The 15,956-nt window shown below is 62.2% G+C and carries 19 protein-coding genes and 1 riboswitch; of the genes, 3 read left to right on the top strand and 16 right to left on the bottom strand.

What is annotated here, in order from left to right; genetic code table 11:
• From ABW043_RS12790 to ABW043_RS12735, 12 genes are all read right to left on the bottom strand, one after another.
• The coding region (locus ABW043_RS12790; protein ID WP_353921591.1) for an aminotransferase class V-fold PLP-dependent enzyme at positions 1–871 on the bottom strand (871 nt) is incomplete at its 3' end.
• A complete protein-coding gene (gene gcvPA / locus ABW043_RS12785; RefSeq protein WP_353921590.1) occupies positions 868–2,211 on the bottom strand; it encodes an aminomethyl-transferring glycine dehydrogenase subunit GcvPA in 1,344 nt (447 codons plus the stop codon). The genes ABW043_RS12790 and gcvPA, both read right to left, overlap by 4 nt.
• Before the next feature lie 2 nt (positions 2,212–2,213).
• A complete protein-coding gene (gene gcvH, locus ABW043_RS12780) occupies positions 2,214–2,579 on the bottom strand; it encodes a glycine cleavage system protein GcvH (RefSeq protein WP_353921589.1) in 366 nt (121 codons plus the stop codon).
• 10 nt (positions 2,580–2,589) lie between these two features.
• Entirely contained in the window at positions 2,590–3,747 is a 1,158-nt protein-coding gene (gene gcvT / locus ABW043_RS12775; RefSeq protein WP_353921588.1) for a glycine cleavage system aminomethyltransferase GcvT, read from the bottom strand.
• Positions 3,748–3,896: 149 nt separating this feature from the next.
• Positions 3,897–3,987: riboswitch (glycine riboswitch) on the bottom strand.
• Positions 3,988–4,299: 312 nt separating this feature from the next.
• Entirely contained in the window at positions 4,300–4,782 is a 483-nt protein-coding gene (locus ABW043_RS12770; protein WP_353921587.1) for a F0F1 ATP synthase subunit B family protein, read from the bottom strand.
• Between the two features lie 6 nt (positions 4,783–4,788).
• Complete coding sequence (locus tag ABW043_RS12765) at positions 4,789–5,427, bottom strand: F0F1 ATP synthase subunit B (protein WP_449396971.1); 639 nt, start codon at positions 5,425–5,427, stop codon at positions 4,789–4,791.
• A 94-nt stretch (positions 5,428–5,521) separates the two neighbouring features.
• Positions 5,522–5,749: a F0F1 ATP synthase subunit C gene (locus ABW043_RS12760; RefSeq protein WP_046171556.1), complete on the bottom strand. Its 228-nt coding sequence runs from the start codon at positions 5,747–5,749 to the stop codon at positions 5,522–5,524.
• Positions 5,750–5,811: 62 nt separating this feature from the next.
• A complete protein-coding gene (locus tag ABW043_RS12755; RefSeq protein WP_449396634.1) occupies positions 5,812–6,585 on the bottom strand; it encodes a F0F1 ATP synthase subunit A in 774 nt (257 codons plus the stop codon).
• A 21-nt stretch (positions 6,586–6,606) separates the two neighbouring features.
• On the bottom strand, positions 6,607–6,984 hold the full coding sequence (locus ABW043_RS12750; protein ID WP_353921585.1) for an AtpZ/AtpI family protein: 378 nt from the start codon (positions 6,982–6,984) through the stop codon (positions 6,607–6,609).
• 228 nt (positions 6,985–7,212) lie between these two features.
• Positions 7,213–10,668, bottom strand: a complete 3,456-nt coding sequence (locus tag ABW043_RS12745) for a chromosome segregation SMC family protein (protein WP_353921584.1) — start codon at positions 10,666–10,668, stop codon at positions 7,213–7,215.
• Positions 10,669–10,767: 99 nt separating this feature from the next.
• Positions 10,768–11,568, bottom strand: a complete 801-nt coding sequence (locus tag ABW043_RS12740; protein WP_353921583.1) for a DsbA family protein — start codon at positions 11,566–11,568, stop codon at positions 10,768–10,770.
• Positions 11,569–11,713: 145 nt separating this feature from the next.
• A complete protein-coding gene (locus tag ABW043_RS12735; protein WP_353921582.1) occupies positions 11,714–12,232 on the bottom strand; it encodes a DUF721 domain-containing protein in 519 nt (172 codons plus the stop codon).
• Between the two features lie 212 nt (positions 12,233–12,444).
• On the opposite strand from ABW043_RS12735, the gene mutY reads away from it, so the two are divergent.
• On the top strand, positions 12,445–13,497 hold the full coding sequence (gene mutY / locus ABW043_RS12730) for an A/G-specific adenine glycosylase (RefSeq protein WP_353921581.1): 1,053 nt from the start codon (positions 12,445–12,447) through the stop codon (positions 13,495–13,497).
• 27 nt (positions 13,498–13,524) lie between these two features.
• Here mutY and ABW043_RS12725 read toward each other — a convergent pair whose 3' ends face one another.
• A complete protein-coding gene (locus ABW043_RS12725) occupies positions 13,525–13,896 on the bottom strand; it encodes a hypothetical protein (RefSeq protein WP_353921580.1) in 372 nt (123 codons plus the stop codon).
• Positions 13,897–14,025: 129 nt separating this feature from the next.
• Here ABW043_RS12725 and ABW043_RS12720 point away from each other — a divergent pair, with 129 nt between their 5' ends.
• Together ABW043_RS12720 and ABW043_RS12715 are read left to right on the top strand one after the other, a co-directional pair.
• Complete coding sequence (locus tag ABW043_RS12720) at positions 14,026–14,256, top strand: AbrB/MazE/SpoVT family DNA-binding domain-containing protein (protein WP_353921579.1); 231 nt, start codon at positions 14,026–14,028, stop codon at positions 14,254–14,256.
• Positions 14,253–14,651 carry a type II toxin-antitoxin system VapC family toxin gene (locus ABW043_RS12715; RefSeq protein WP_353921578.1) on the top strand — a complete coding sequence of 133 codons (399 nt, stop codon included), beginning with the start codon at positions 14,253–14,255 and terminating at the stop codon, positions 14,649–14,651. The genes ABW043_RS12720 and ABW043_RS12715 overlap by 4 nt, the downstream gene beginning before the upstream one ends.
• Positions 14,652–14,711: 60 nt before the next feature.
• Here the strand turns inward: ABW043_RS12715 and ABW043_RS12710 are convergent, their stop codons facing one another.
• The 3 genes from ABW043_RS12710 to ABW043_RS12700 form a co-directional block, all read right to left on the bottom strand.
• Entirely contained in the window at positions 14,712–15,092 is a 381-nt protein-coding gene (locus tag ABW043_RS12710; protein ID WP_353921577.1) for a hypothetical protein, read from the bottom strand.
• A complete protein-coding gene (locus ABW043_RS12705) occupies positions 15,089–15,517 on the bottom strand; it encodes a hypothetical protein (protein WP_353921576.1) in 429 nt (142 codons plus the stop codon). Before ABW043_RS12705 ends, ABW043_RS12710 begins: the two co-directional genes overlap by 4 nt.
• A gap of 208 nt (positions 15,518–15,725) precedes the next feature.
• A partial coding sequence (locus tag ABW043_RS12700; protein ID WP_502908642.1) for a restriction system modified-DNA reader domain-containing protein occupies positions 15,726–15,956 on the bottom strand: 231 nt, incomplete at its 5' end.

The raw sequence follows: 15,956 nt of genomic DNA, 5'->3' as shown, positions 1-15,956 counted from the left end.
TTTTGTGCAGGTTGATGTGCATGGCGTCGATGCCGAGATCGCCCGGGCGGACGACGCCCATGATGGCGTTGAAATTGGCGCCATCGCAGTAGAAGAACGCGCCGGCATCGTGCACCGCCTTGGCAATCTCGATCACCTGAGGCTCGAAGAGGCCGCAGGTATTGGGATTGGTCAGCATGATCGCAGCGACTTCCGGCGACAGGGCGGCTTTCACTGCCTCGACGTCGACAGTGCCGTCATCCTTGGCCGGCACGGGTTTTACCGTGTAGCCGAGGAAGGCAGCGGTTGCCGGATTGGTGCCATGGGCGCTTTCGGGCACGAGGACGACGGTACGGTGCGCCTCGCCCTTAGCTTCCTGCGCGGCCTTGATGGCCATCATGCCCAGCAGTTCGCCATGCGCGCCGGCCTTTGGCGACAGGGCCACGGCAGCGGTATTGGTGAGAGTAAGCAGCCAGTGGCTGAGCTGGTTCATCATTTCCAGCGCGCCCTGCACGGTCGAAACCGGCTGCAGCGGGTGGATGTCCGAGAAGCCTGGAAGGCGGGCGATCTTTTCGTTGAGGCGCGGATTGTGCTTCATCGTGCACGAGCCCAGCGGATACATGCCGCTGTCGATGGAGTGGTTCATGCGGCTGAGGCGCACATAGTGGCGCATGGCTTCGGGCTCGGTGAGGCCGGCGAGGTCGAGCTTGGTCTTGCGACCGAACCCGCCGAGGCGATCATTGCTGAACGTTACGTCGGGCAGGTCGACGCCGGAATGCTCGGTGTCGCCGATTTCGAACAGCAGCGGTTCATCGGGGATGAGTGCCGAGCCGGAAGCGCCGGTGCCGACGGTGCCTACGCCGGTGGGGCGGCCTTGCGTATTCATGCTCATGCCAGTTCCTCCGTCAGGGCGCCCGCGAGGGCGGCAATATCGGCGTCGGTGGTCAATTCCGTCGCCGCGAGGATGATGAGATTGTCGACGCTCCGGTCATTGGGCAGCAAGCGGCTCACCGGCACACCGGCGAGAATGCCACGACGTGCGAGGCGTTCGACGAGGCTTGCGGCCGGCTGGGTCGTGCGAATGGTCATCTCGTTAAAGAAGGTCTTGTTGAGCACTTCTACGCCCGGCACGCCGGCAAGGGCATCGGCGAGTTTGATGGCGTTGAAGTGGTTGAGACGGGCGAGGCGGACAAAGCCGGCTTCGCCGAGCAGACCCATATGGATCGAGAAGGCGAGGGCGCAAAGGCCGGAATTGGTGCAGATATTGCTCGTCGCTTTTTCGCGGCGGATATGCTGCTCGCGCGTCGAGAGCGTCAGCACGAAGCCTCGGTTGCCATCGGCATCGACGGTTTCGCCGCAAAGACGGCCGGGCATCTGGCGGATGAATTCCTTCCGCGTGGCCATCAGGCCGAGATAGGGGCCGCCGAAATTGAGCGCATTGCCGATCGACTGGCCTTCGGCCACGACGATATCGGCGCCAAGTGCGCCAGGAGCCTCAAGGAGGCCTAAAGAGACGACTTCCGTGACCACGACAATCAGCAGCGCGCCCTGGGCGTGGGCGGCTTCGGCTGCGGATTTGAGATCGCGCAGGTGGCCGTAGAAATCGGGGGTCTGGATGACGATGGCAGCGGTGTTGCCGTCGATCTGCTGGAGAATGTCGCCCTGACCCTCGGGGGAGGGGGAGAGACAGACGAGATCCGGATCGTCCTTGAGATAGGCTTTGACCACGTCGCGATAATGCGGGTGGAGGCCGCCGGAGAGCACGATCTTGTTCTTGCGCGTCAGGCGGCGGGCCATCAGCACGGCTTCGGCGGTGCCGGTGGAGCCGTCATAAAGGCTGGCATTGGCGACATCCATGCCCATGATCTTGGCGACCTGGGTCTGGAATTCGAACAGCATCTGCAGGGTGCCCTGCGAGATTTCCGGCTGGTAGGGCGTATAGGCCGTAAGCCATTCGGAGCGCTGGATTAAATGGTCGACCGTGGCCGGGACGTGGTGCCTATAGGCGCCGGCGCCGACGAAGAACGGGCCATCGCCGGCCGCATGGTTCTTGCTCGCGAGGGCGCGCATATGGGCTTCGACGAGGAATTCCGGCTGGTGTGCTGGAAGGCCGAGGTCGAAGGATTTCAGGGCCGACTTGGGAACGGCGGAGAACAGCGCGTCGATATCGGCGGCGCCGATGACGCCGAGCATATCGGCGCGTTCATGGGCAGAGTGGGGGAGATAGCGCATGGTCAGAGGGTCAGTTCCGCATAGCCGTCGGCGTCAAGGAGGGTGTCGAGTTCGCTCGCATCGGTGATGGCGATCTTGAACATCCAGCCGGCGCCTTCGGAATCCGAGTTCACCAACCCGGGCTCATTGGTTAGCAGACTGTTAACTTCGACAATGGTTCCGGTTACTGGCGCGTAGATCTCGGAAGCGGCCTTAACCGATTCGACGACGGCGGCTTCGTCGCCCTTCTTGAGGACCTTGCCGACGGCAGGGAGTTCGACGAAGACGATGTCGCCGAGCTGTTCCTGCGCATAGGGCGTGATGCCGACAATGCCGGTCGAACCCTCGACGCGGATATATTCGTGGTCGGGCGTGAATTTCGTGGTCATGGCTGGGGCCTCAGACTGATTTGCGGAAATAGCGATGGGGAACGAAGGGTGTCGGCACGACTTCGGCCGGCTGCGAGCGACCGCGAACCGAAACCTGGAGCTTTGTGCCAATGGCGGCGTGCTCGGGAGAGACGAAGCCGAGGGCGATGGCCTTGCCCAGCGATGGGGCGAAGCCACCGCTGGTGACCACCCCGATTGCCTTGCCGGAAGCATCGAGAATTTCGGCGCCCTCGCGGGCCGGGGCGCCTTCGACGAGAAGGCCGACGCGTTTGCGGGTGAGTTTGCCGTCGCGCTCGGCAAGGATACGCTGGGCGCCGGGGAAGTCGGCGGCTTCGCGGCGGCGTTTTGAGACGGCAAAGCCGAGATCGGCTTCGATCGGCGAGACGGTTTCGTCGAGGTCGTGGCCATAAAGCGGCAGGCCGGCTTCGAGGCGGAGACTATCGCGGGCGCCGAGACCGACGGGTTTTACGCGCGGATCGGCCAGAAGCTCGTCCCAAAGGGCGACCGACATGGCCGCGGGGGCGAGAACTTCAAAACCGTCTTCGCCGGTATAGCCGGCGCGGGAAATGGTGATCGAGGTGCCGTTCCAGTCGAACTCACCGAACTGCATGAAGCCCAGATCGGCGGCGGGGGGAACGAGCGCAGCCATCACGTTGACGGCTTCCGGGCCCTGGAGGGCGAGGAGGGCGCCATCGTCGGCGCGCTTGAGGGTGGCCTTGTTGCCGGCTGCGGCAGCGATGCGGGCGAAGTCGCCTTCCTTGGTGCCGGCATTGACGACGATGAAGAGCGTGCCGGGCGTCCTGGAGCGGGCGACCATCAGGTCGTCAATTGCGCCGCCGGAATCGTTGAGGAGCAGCGTGTAGCGGATCTGTCCGGGTTTGAGGCCGGCAATGTCGCCGCAGATGAGCGGTTCGATGATTGCGGCAATGGCGGCGTGATCGGCGTCGGCATCGCCGGTCGGGGCGTTGAGGACCAGAAAGCTTGGCCCCATATGGCTGACATCGAAGAGGCCGGCGTTTTCGCGCGTCCACTTGTGCTCGGTCATGATGCCGGTGGGATATTGCACGGGGAGGGCATAGCCACCGAAGGGCACGATGCGGCCGCCGGCGGCGACGTGGCGCTCATAGAGCGGGGTGTGCTTGAGGTCTTCTACGGGCGTTTCGGCCATGGGCACTCTCTGGTTCAAGGCGACACGACAAGGCTCCGCCCATGTGGCGGGAATGCGTGCCCCCTCTGTCCTTGCCCTGAGAGATTTCCCAGCTGAGCGCCGGTTGCTACCTTCGGGGAGGCCGCAAGCGGCCTGCTTTCCAGAGTTGTGACCTGACTGCGGTCCTTTTGCCTGAGAGTTTCCGGGGCGGTTGCTCCTTCGGCGCTGGCGTTTTCAGCCAGTCTCTCCCGCAGTCCCGAGCACCATGGGGAAAAATTGCGGTGGCGTCAACGCGGAGTGTGGGGATGTTCACGGGAGGCGTGCCTGCCCTCGTCCTTCGACAGGGCTCAGGATGAGGTCTCAGTGGCGTTTGGGTTTATGGAGCTTTTGTCTTGGTCGTCACCACCGGGCTTGTCCCGGTGGTCCATGCCCGTGGCAAGATGGATTGCCGGGACAAGCCCGGCAATGACGACGGAGGGTAGAGCGGCGCGACGCCATGCCGACCGTTCACAGGACAAACAAAAAAGGCGAGCCCTAGGACCCGCCTTTCAATTCTGCAAAGTTACAAAAAACTTAGTTCAGGCGACCGGCTACGTCGGCGATGGCCTTGTCGACGACCTGGCTGCCCTTCTTGTTCATTTCGTCGGTGAGGACGAGACGGGCAGCTTCTACGGCCAGATCGGCCGAGCGGGCGCGGACTTCGCCGATGGCCTGGGCTTCGGCCTGGGCGATCTTGTCTTCCACGGCCTTGGTGCGGCGGGTCACGAGATCGGCCAGCGCAGCCTGAGCTTCGGCGGTGAAGCGGGTGGCTTCTTCCTGAGCGGCAGCGATGATGCCCTGGGCTTCGCTTTCGGCGGCGACGCGCTTCTGCTCGTATTCAACGAGCAGGGCAGCAGCTTCTTCGCGCAGCTTCTTGGCCTGGGCCAGTTCGTCGGCGATCTTCTGGATCTGCCCGTCGAGCATCTTGCCCACGATACGCGGGATGCCGAAGAACAGCGCCATGCCGATGAAGATGACGAGGGCGACGAGTGCGTAGAACGAGTTGTCGAGTTCCATTGCCGCTTACTCCTTGCTGGCCTTGGCGACGGCAGCGCGGACGCTGTCGGCCGACACATCGCCGATGATCTGGCCAACGACGGACTGGGCCGTTTCGGTGGCGATCTCGTCGACATGGGTCAGGGCATCGCGCTTGGTGGCAGCGATGCGGGTCTCGGCCTCGGTCACCTTGGTGGTCAGATCGGCTTCGACGGCGCTGCGCTTGGCAGCGAGATCGGCCTGGATCGTCTCACGGGTCTCGTTGGCAATACCCTGAGCCTTGGAGCGCGCATTGGCCAGGGCCGTCTCGTAGGCGGCAATGGCAGCGTCGGTCTTCTGGCGGGAGGCATCGGCGGCAGCGAGGTCTGCGTCGACAATGCTCTTGCGATTTTCAAGAATGCTGCCGATGCGCGGCAGGGCAACCTTGCTCATCAGCACATAGAGCACGCCAAAGGTGATGGCGAGCCAGAGCAGCTGGCTTGGAAAGGTCGCGGGGTCGAAGGGCGGGAAAACGCCTGAATCGTGCTCGCCACCATGAGCTTCGGTGGTGGCATGGGTGTCAGCGGTCGGATCGGCATGGGTATCGGCGGCGCCATGCGCTGCGTCTTCCACATGCTCTTCGGCCGGTGCAGCCGCTTCCTGGGCGTAAACTTGCGTTACCATCAGGTGAGGTCCCGTAAAATCCGGTCAACCGGCCGTGGCCGGACAAGAACGCGCAGCCGGGAATAGCCCCGGCTGCGTAAAACGTAGGTTGCCAGAATTAGGCGACGAACAGCAGGATCAGAGCAACCAGGAACGAGAAGATGCCCAGAGCTTCGGTAACGGCGAAGCCGAAGATCAGGTTCGAGAACTGGCTGGGAGCAGCCGACGGATTGCGCAGTGCGCCCGTCAGGAAGCTACCGAAGATGTTAGCCACGCCAATAGCGGCGCCGGCCATACCGAAACAAGCAATACCGGCACCGATGAACTTTGCGGCTTCAGCTTCCATTTTTTAGTCCTTTCAAGCGACTCTAGCGGGGTTCTGGCGGAACAGCCCGCCGTAAGTGGTAGTTAGTGAGACGGATGGATCGCGTCGTTGAGATACATGCAGGTCAGGACGGCGAAGACGTACGCCTGAACAGCACCGACGAGAAATTCGAGGCCAGTAAGTGCGATGGCCATGATCAGCGGCAGCGCCGAACCGAGAATGCCGAGGAAACCCAGCGAGCTCATGGTGACGATGAAGCCGGTGAAGACTTTGAGCGTGATGTGACCGGCCAGGATATTGCCGAACAGACGCACGGAGAGCGAAATCGGGCGGCTCATGAAGGAGATGAACTCGATCGGCGCCACGATGGGAAGGATGTAGCCCGGCACGCCCGAGGGAACGAAGAGCTTGAGGAACTTCGGACCGTTCTTGAGGAAGCCGTAGATGACGACGGTCAGGAAGACCAGCATCGAGAGAGCGAAGGTAACGATGATGTGGCTGGTGACCGTGAAGAAGTAGGGCACCATGCCGAACATGTTGGCTACGAAAATGAAGGTGAAGAGCGAGAAGACCAGCGGGAAGAAGGTCATGCCCGCGGTGCCCGCGGCGCTTCGCACCATGTTTGCCACGAACCCGTAAAGCAGTTCGCTGACGAGCTGCGCGCGGCCCGGAACGACGCTTTTCGCCGAGGTGGTCAGGATCAGGTACAGCGAAATAACCGCGACCGTCGCCACCATGAACAGCGAAGAGTTGGTAAAGGAAAAGTTCAGGCCACTGCCTGCGGTGCCATCACCACCAAGGTGAATGGGGAACATGTCCTGGATGACGAACTGGTGGATCGGATCAGTACCGGCCAAGATAGAGCCCTCTAAACGTCATCATTTTTCTGTTTCGTCTGCCCCGGCCGAAACGGGCGGGAGAGGCGAAGCGGCGTTCATTTGCGCCACCACACGGGTGACATTGAGTATTCCAGCGGCAAAGCCCACCAAAAACATGATGAGCAAGCCCCAGGGGCTGGTTCCCAGGCCAAGATCGATGAGGTAACCGAAGCCGGTCCCCACCAGAATTGCGGCGATGAACTCGGTTCCGATGCGCATGCCGCGCGCCATACCGCTCATCTGCCCAGGATCGTTACCCGAGGATCTATTGTCCTCAAGGTGCCGTTCCTGCTTGGCTGAAGCAATGCGCGATGCAAGATCACGCGTCGCCTCTGTGGCATTTTCGGGCTGGCCCTGGATTTTGGGCGGTTTTTCCATCCGCTTACTCCCCCTTGGCCTGCCTTTTTCCGGATTGGTCCGGATGCCTATTCAGGTCGGGCGCAACATAGTGGCGACCCTAAATAGTGTCAAGGCGGGTAACGATCTGGTAAGCCTTTGATTTGCCGTGTGATTTCAACGAAATCCAAGGGTGCGGCATGCTGTCCACAGCTCAATTGTGGTGGAGTCGTGGCTGGGAAGGAGATTCCCTGGGCGCTTCCGGGGCCGTCAGACGACTTCGCGGAAACTTTCGGCCGTTTGCAGATCGACCGATACGAGCTGCGATACGCCGCGTTCGGCCATGGTAACGCCGAAGAGGCGGTCGACGCGGCTCATGGTGATCGGATTGTGGGTGATGACCATGAACCGCGTATTGGTGCGCTGGCGCATGCTGTCGAGGAGATTGCAGAAGCGCTCGACATTGGCGTCGTCGAGCGGGGCGTCGACTTCGTCGAGGACGCAAATGGGCGCGGGATTGGTGAGGAACACCGCAAAGATCAGGCTCATGGCGGTGAGCGCCTGTTCGCCGCCTGATAGGAGCGTCATGGTCTGCGGCTTTTTGCCCGGTGGGCGAGCGATGATTTCGAGACCGGCTTCGAGCGGGTCGTCGCTCTCAACGAAGGTGAGTTCGGCTGTGCCACCGCCGAAGAGGGTGGTGAACAGCTCCTGGAAGAAGGCGTTGACCTTGCCGAAGGCTTCGGAGAGGCGGGCGCGGCCCTCGCGGTTGAGCGCGGCAATGCCGCCGCGCAGCTTGGCGATGGCTTCGATGAGGTCGTCGCGGTCGGCGACCATGGTATCGAGCTTTTCCTGAACCTCTTCGGCTTCTTTTTCGGCCGAGAGATTGACCCCGCCGAGGCGTTCGCGCTCGGATTTGAGGCGTTCGAGCTTTTGCTCGGTTGCCGTTTCGGGCGGCAGGGCTTCTTCGGGGCGGATGCCTGAGGCTTCCAAAGTGCGGCTGGCGGGAATGCCGAGGCTTTCTTCGACCTGACGCTCGATCTGCTGGCGCTGGGCCATCGAGCCTTTCAGGCGCTCTTCGATGCGGGTCAACTCGATGCGGACCTCGGCAAGGGCTTCGGCGGTCGAGCGCAGGGATTTTTCGTGCTCGCGCCAGGCGGTCTGGGCGGCGTTAAAACGGTCGCTGGCTTCCTGGTGGTCGAGATTGGCGTCTTCGATCTGGTCTTCGAGCTGGGCGCGGCGATCAGCAAAGCCTTCGGGGGCGGCATCGAGTTCGTCGAGCTGGGCTTGTACGGCGGCGGTGCGCTGGTCGAGGGTGGCGAGCTGGGCGGCGGCGCCATCGAAGCGACGCTGCCAGGAGGCGCGGTCGCGGGCGAGTTGATCGAGCCGAGAGGCGCGCATGCGGGCGGCGCTTTCGAAGCTGCCGAGTTTGAGACGGGCCTGATCGGCACGTTCGCGAAGGGCGGCGAGGCGCTCGTGCTCTTCTTCGAGGCGATAGACGAGATCGTCTTCCTCGCCTGATTCTTCGAGGATAATGGCGGCTTCTTCGCGGGCGGCTTCGGCTTCGCTGAGGTTGGCGCGGAGGCGGGTGTGCGCTTCCTCAAGGGCGGAGCGGCGGGAGGCGAGTTCGCCCTGGGCGCGGAGGGCGCGGTCGAGTTCGGTTTGCGCGAGGCTGATGGCGTGCTGGGCCTTGCGCCAGTCCTCACGCCGGGCGCGTTCGGCCTGGCGGGCGAGATCGAGGGCAGAAGTTTGCGTGTCGATGTCGCGGCGGAAGGCGTTTCGCTCGGCCTTGGCGCGCAGAACTTCCTCGTCGAGCTCGGCGAGGCGATTGCGCTGCGAGAGGCGGAGGGCGGCGGCGGTTGGCGCATCGGCAGCGGCGACGAAACCATCCCAGCGCCACATGGCGCCTTCGAGCGTGACGAGGCGCTGGCCGGGCCAGAGGGCGGGCATGAGGCCGGGGCCGACGATGTCGCTGACGAGTCCGATCTGGTCGAGGCGGCGCCTGAGAAGCGGCGTGCCGGTGACGTAGCGGGAAAGTGGTTCGGCGCCTTGCGGCAGCGGTGGATCGTCATAGCCTTCGATGGCGATGGACCAGTGGAGTGGCGCGCCGGCATCGGAGGACGCATCGAGATCGTCGCCGAGGGCGGCGCCGAGGGCGGTTTCGTAGCCGGGTTCGACCTTCAACTCGTCGACAATGGCGGGCCAGAGGCTGGAGCCGACATTGAGCATTTTGCCGAGGGTCGAGGCTTCGGCTTCAAGGCCGGTTACCAGTGCGTCGAGTTCGGCGAGGCGGGGCCGCATCTCGTCGAGCTTTTGCTGGGCGGCGGCGGCTTCTTCCTCGGCGGTGAGGGCGGCGCTTTCGGCGATCTCGGCTTCTTCGTGCGCAGCTTCGAGCGCGTCCTGATGGCGCATCAAGGTTTCGTCGCCGGCAATGGTTTCGGCGATTTTGGCCATGTCGGCTTCGACGCCGGCGATTTCGCGGGTCAGGCGTTCGAGGCGGAGGTCGGCATCGGCGACGGCACGCTGGGCCTGGCCGCGGCGGACGCGCATCTGGGCTAGGCGATCACTGAGGAGGCGGGATTCGGTTTCGGCCGAGGCTGCGGCGGCGCGGGCTTCGTCGGCCTCGCGGCGGGCGGCTTCGAGGCTCTCCACGGCCTCTTCTTCTTCGGCCTCGATGCGCTCCTGCTCTTCGGCATAGGCGGCAAGGCTCGCTTCGCTTTCGCTGACCAGTTCGCGTTCGCGGCTGCCGTCCTGAGAAATCTGCCTGAGACGTTCTTCGAGTTCGGTGCGGCGCTGCTGCAGGCGGCGCGATTCTTCGCTCAATTGCTCGAAGAGGATCTTGTAGCGCTGGAGGATCGCCGAGGTAACGGCTTCGCGTTCGCGGAGGGGGGCGAGGGCGGCTTCGGCCTGTTCGACGTTCTTTTGTGCCATGCGCTCGGCATGGGTGGCGTCGGCCAGCTTGCGGATGAGGACGGCCTGGGCGGCTTCGCCGTCCTTCTCAGCCGCCCGGGTGGCGACCCAGCGGATGTGAAAGAGCGTCGCCTCGGCGCGGCGGATGTCGCCCGAGAGGCTGCGATAGCGGATGGCGAGGCGGGCCTGGCGTTTTAGCGTGTCGAGCTGGCTGCTGATCTGGCCGATGATGTCGTCGACGCGCTCGAGATTGCCCTCGGCGGCGCGGAGGCGCAGTTCGGCTTCGTGTCGGCGGGAATGGAGGCCGGAAATGCCGGCGGCTTCTTCGAGAAGGGCGCGGCGGGCGGTTGGCTTTGCCGCGATCAACTCGCCGATCTGGCCCTGCCGGACCATGGCGGGGGAATGGGCGCCCGTGGACGCATCGGCAAAGAGCAGTTGCACGTCGCGGGCGCGCACTTCCTTGCCGTTGACGCGATAGACCGAGCCGGCCTCGCGCTCGATGCGGCGGGTGACTTCGAGAACGTCGGCGGTGTTGAGCGCGGCGGGGGCGGTGCGGTCGGAATTGTCGAGGACCAGCGTCACCTCGGCCGAATTGCGGCCGGGCCGATTGCCGGAGCCCGAAAAGATGACGTCATCCATGCCCGAGGCGCGCATGGCCTTGTATGAGTTTTCACCCATGACCCAGCGCATGGCTTCGACAAGGTTGGACTTGCCGCAGCCATTGGGGCCGACAATGCCGGTCAGGCCCGGTTCCATGACGAGGGTGGTCTCGTCGGAAAAGCTTTTGAAGCCATGGAGTTTGAGGCGGGAGAACTTCATGCGTCCAGCCGCCTGAAAAGGAGACGGGGTGTTGAGCCAGTCAACACCCCTTCCCAACCTCCCCCATCAAGGGAGAGGTGCCAATCGAGTAGGCTGAGCTTATTGCGCAGGAGCGGCCGGAGCCATTGCGTCAGCGCCCGGAGCCGGTGCCATTGCGTCAGCAGCGGGCGCCATGGCGTCGGTGGCCGGTGCCATTGCATCGGTTGCCGGGGCAGGGGTCGCAGCAGCGCCAGCGGCAGGAGCGACGAAATCGGCGGGCACAAGCGGGTCGATCTCAGCAGCGAGCTGCTCGAGCGTCTTGTCACCGGAAAGCGTCTTGCCATTGACATAGAAGGTCGGCGTGCCCTGGAGCCCGAATTCGTTCAGCGCCTGTTCGCGCATGGCTTCCATGCCAGTGAACAGGTCCTGATTCGTCAAGGCAGCGTCGAAACTTTCCTTGGTAAAACCAAGCTGGGTCGCGATGGTGTAGATCGCGTCGCGCGGGGTTTCGGAAACGCCCCATTCGCCCTGCGTCTTGAAATAGGTCGAGATGATGTTGTGGTAGTTGGTCTCGCCCGCAGCTTCGGCCAGCATGAAGATGGCGGCATCGAGCACGTTGCGCACGAAGGGGCGCAGGATGAACTTGACCTTGCCGGTATCGACATACTCGGCCTTGAACGGCTCATAGACGGTGTTGTGGAAGGTGGCGCAATGCGGGCAGGTCGGCGAAGCATATTCGATGACCGTGACCGGAGCGTCGGGATTGCCCAGCACCTTGTCGGCGATGCCGCCGGTCGGCGCGAGGAGCTTGGCCTGGTCGACAACGTCGCCCTCGGCCGCCTGGGCCGAAGTAAGGCCACAAAGGCTCAGTGCCGAAGCAGAGGCGGCAAGGATGAGGGTCTCACGGCGGTTGAACTTCACGTGTCAGGCTCCTGATTATTGTTCTGCGCGACACTACACATGGGCTTGGTGTCGGCAAGTGGGCACGATTATCACTTGGGGGTGAACGGACTATCCGCTTCGCACATGATGATCCCGAAACCGGTAAGCACTTTCGGGGACATGCTTATCTGCCCTTTGGCTCCGACCTGCCGGAGAGCGCCAGGCCAAGTGCCCGCAACGCTTCCCGCAGATCAGTATCCTCGATCTTTTCGACCGCGGTGCCGACCTTTGCGATTTCGCTCTGGCTCGGTTGCCTGTTCTTTTGCGCCTTGGCGCCTGAACCGGGCGTGAATAGCTCGGCCGAGAGGCGCACCTCGTTGACGAGATGATAGCCGAAGTAGCGATTGACCGTCTGGGCGATTTCGGGGGCGGCATGCTGCACGAACAAGGCCTGGCCCGGACCGCACCGCAGATAAAGCACGGCGCCCTCGTGGCCATGGCCGGCGCTGCGCGGCCAGATCAGCTTGTCGGGCATGGTGGTCTGGTCATAGGGCGGAGGGGCGATGACCCGCCAATGGGTGATGATGTCCTTGGTCGCAAAGCCGCGCTTTTTCAGCACCGGATCGAGCGCGCCCGAGAGCACGTCAGCAACGCTGAGCGTCTTGTTCCGGCGCTTGGGTTCGGGCAGTTCCTTTTCGGCCATGTGGTGGGAGTAGCGCTGGGGCGAACAACACGCAAGCGGCGCGTGCGGCCCCACCCTTATCATCAGGCCGTCACCCTCGGGCTTGACCCGAGGGCTCTACACTTGCGCCGCCATCGTCAAGTGAAGTGTCCTCGGGTCAAGCCCGAGGATGACGCGCGGTGGGTGGGGTATTCTGCTTGAAGCCCCCACCCCAAAAACTATATCCATCCGCCATGCCCCTCCTTGCCCCCCACCCAATCGACGCCGATGCCGTGCTCGCCTGGTATGATCGCCATGCCCGCGATCTGCCCTGGCGTGTTTCGCCGGCGGATCGGACCAGGGGTGTGCATGCCGACCCCTATCGAGTCTGGCTCAGCGAGGTAATGCTGCAGCAGACGACGGTGGCGGCGGTCCAAAAGTATTTCCTGCGCTTTACCCATCTCTGGCCGACGGTTTTTGATCTTGCAGCGGCTCCGCTTGACGCTGTGCTGCGCGAATGGGCGGGGCTTGGCTACTATGCGCGGGCGCGAAACCTCCATGCCTGCGCCAAGGCGGTGGTGGACGAGCATGGTGGCGTCTTTCCGAAAACCTCGGAAGGCTTACAGACCTTGCCGGGGATCGGTGCCTATACCAGTGCGGCTATTGCGGCGATCTGCTTTGACGAGCGGATTGCCGTGCTCGACGGCAATCTCGACCGCGTCCTAGCGCGCTATTATGCGCTTGATGTGCCGGTGCGCGAGGCCAAGGACGAACTGCGCGCCGCATTGCAGCAAAGCGTGCCGGAGCGATCAGGCGATTTTGCGCAGGCGATGATGGATCTCGGCGCGACCATCTGCGCCCCGCGCGTGGCTTCGTGCCTGATCTGCCCGCTGCAGCCCGATTGCCGGGCTGCGCGAGAGGGCGAACCGACGCTTTATCCTATAAAACCAATCAAGGCCGAGCGTCCGGTGCGGCGTGGCCATGCCTTTGTTATGACTGATGCTGGAGGCGACGTTTACCTGCAATCGCGGCCGGGCAAAGGGCTGCTGGGTGGCATGACGGAAGTGCCGACGTCGGACTGGACGGGTGAGCTTTGCGAGGTCGCTCATCCCATCCCGGCCAATTGGCGGCATCGGGGTCAGGTGGTGCATATCTTCACCCATTTCCGGCTGGAGTTGGAAATCTGGTCGGCGGAAGTCACTCCGGAACACTTTGAGAATGGATGGTGGAGCCCGCCATCGGCCTTGAAGGGCGAGGCGCTGCCGACGCTCTTCCGAAAAGTGCTCGCGCAGGCCGGACTGGAATAGTTCCTCGACGTTAGAGGGACGCTGACCTCAATAGACGAAGGTGCACATCACATCGAGGACGCGATCATCGGTCGCGACGGACGCCTCATAGGCGTAGAATTCCTCGTTGTAGTAGCCCGTAAGATAGAATGACCCCGGGGATATGTGCTCGGCAAAGTCCTGGCCAAAGATCACCTGGCCATCCCCAGGAACCTGCAACGGAACAGTCTTGAGAACAGTCGCCGTGTCGGGATCAAGCCAGCCATAGCCAGGGCCGCTCTCGACCCGAAGGGTGCCGTGATAGGTTTCCGGCCCGTCTAAATCCGAAAGACATTCGAAGTCGCCCTCGGCGAAAAAGGTCTCCTGCGCGGAAACCGACGTCAGCGACATGAGGCAAATGACGAGCGACAGACGGATCATTTCTGGATCTCTCCCTACCACAGAATGACTGCATATTGGGTTTGTGCCTAGCGCTGCCCACCGCGCACGTATTGATTTTTTCTGCATGAGGTAATACCTATTTTTAAATAGGTATTACCGAGGTGAGCCATGAGCGCGACCGTCACCACCAAGGGTCAGGTGACCATACCAAAATCCGTGCGGGACCATTTGGGGATCGTACCCGGCAGTCAGGTGGATTTCCGCCGCACGGCGGACGGTCAGATTTTGATCGAGCCTGCGGAGGCAAAGCCGTCCAGCCGGTTTGCCAAGCTTCTAGGGCACGCTGGTGCAGGCATGACGACGGAAGAACTCATGGCGTTGACGCGGGCTGAGCCGTGACATTGGTCGATACCAATGTCCTGCTCGATCTTGTAACCGCTGACCCGCAATGGGCGGACTGGTCGATCGCTTCGCTCGAGACGGCCAGCCTGCGCGGTCCACTTTTTATCAATTATGTCGTCTATGCCGAACTCAGCGTCCGCTACGAGCGGGTTGAGTTGCTGGACGAATTCATCGGCATGGCGGGACTGGAAATGGTTGGCTTGCCGCGGCCGGCATTGTTCCTCGCCGGCAAGGTCTTTGCGCAGTATCGCAAAGCGGGCGGGACTCGAAGTGGTGTGTTGCCGGACTTCTTTATTGGCGCGCACGCCGCGGTGGCTAGGCTGCCGCTATTGACGCGCGACGAGGGGCGGTATCGGGCATATTTTCCGACGGTTGAGTTGATTTCGCCTTAGTAGGGATTGGTTCGGCGCGGTGCATTCGATTAAATCGCACAGTTGCCGGACATCGCCCCCTTATTCCTCCGCATCCTCTTCGCCCAAGTTCTGATACTTGGTCCAATTTGGTGCGTTCAATAAGATTGCGGTTGTGGCCTTGTCGTCCCACAATGGTTCGGTTTCACCCCAATAGTAAAAGTAGGTATGACCGCCGTCTTTCCGCTCGCGGATTTTCTCTTCGCCGGCCTTCGTATAAATAACGACGAGGGAGCCGGCAGCGACCTCCTTGTAAGGAAACCAGAAAGCGGCCTTTACGCCCGTCTTGAGAGCTCCGCTTTCGTCTGTATACGTTAGAAGTACCGCATAGTCGCCAAGGTCGCCCCCAGGGTCCATCCGAAGCACAAGGCGCTCAGAGTCTATCAGTCCGGCATCCACGACATTTCTGATACTCAGGGTCACTTGCGGACAGCCCTCGCTGCTATACCGACTAAAACTACGACGATCCCAATGGCCAGCAGTACTCCACCGGCACCCTTCTGATCCCACACCGACGGGGCATAGCCAATGGCGGCGAAGCCAGCGGACAGGGTCACGCCAAACACTAAGTCATTCCCCAGATTACCGCCGTGGTTCGCCCGAAGGACGGCAAGTTCTTTGTCTATCTCGTGATACTTGTCTTTGTAGATGCCCAGCTGCGCCTTCTCGGCTTCTAACTGCTCAACACGCTCTATCAGCGTCATTGCTACTGCAGGAGTGGTGATCTCCTTCTCTGTAAGGGCTCTAAATGCTCCCAAATAAGCGGAGCGCTTTCCTTTAGCGACCTGCGCCAGTGGCAATTCGGGTGAGCCGTCGGGTTCTATCGTGGGGTCAATGTCGCCCGCCAAATTGCTCACCCTCTAATAATTCTACGACCTCATTAAGCAGTGAAAACGCCGTTGAGCAAGGAGTTTAGCTTGGTGGATTGTATCCAGTTGGATGCCCGGCAAGACTAGCTAGGTCACGATCGCTTTGGCCACACGGTAACAAACAAAAAGGCCGCCGGGGCAAACCGGCGGCCAGTTATAGAGCCTGAGACGTGATTGGAGGTCAGGATCAGGCAGAAAGCAAATCAAGTTTTTGGCGAACACTGGCCCGGAGGACATCGATGGGCTCGGATACGCCAAGAAAGTCGTGGTGCCAGAAGGTCCACCCGTTGCATGCCTCAGCTCCCTGAACCAATGCGCCGACCTTGTGGATCGACCCCTGGTGTGGACCCGAGACGAGCGAGCCGTCTGCACGAACCATGGCAGAGTAACGTTTCGTTAAGTCGAAAAGTTGCGCACC

Origin of the sequence: Devosia sp., assembly GCF_040509215.1 — a bacterium.
In the GTDB taxonomy this organism is placed as follows: domain Bacteria; phylum Pseudomonadota; class Alphaproteobacteria; order Rhizobiales; family Devosiaceae; genus Devosia.
The sequence above is the reverse complement of the archived record's forward strand: the minus strand, read 5'-3'. Positions and strand labels throughout refer to the sequence as shown.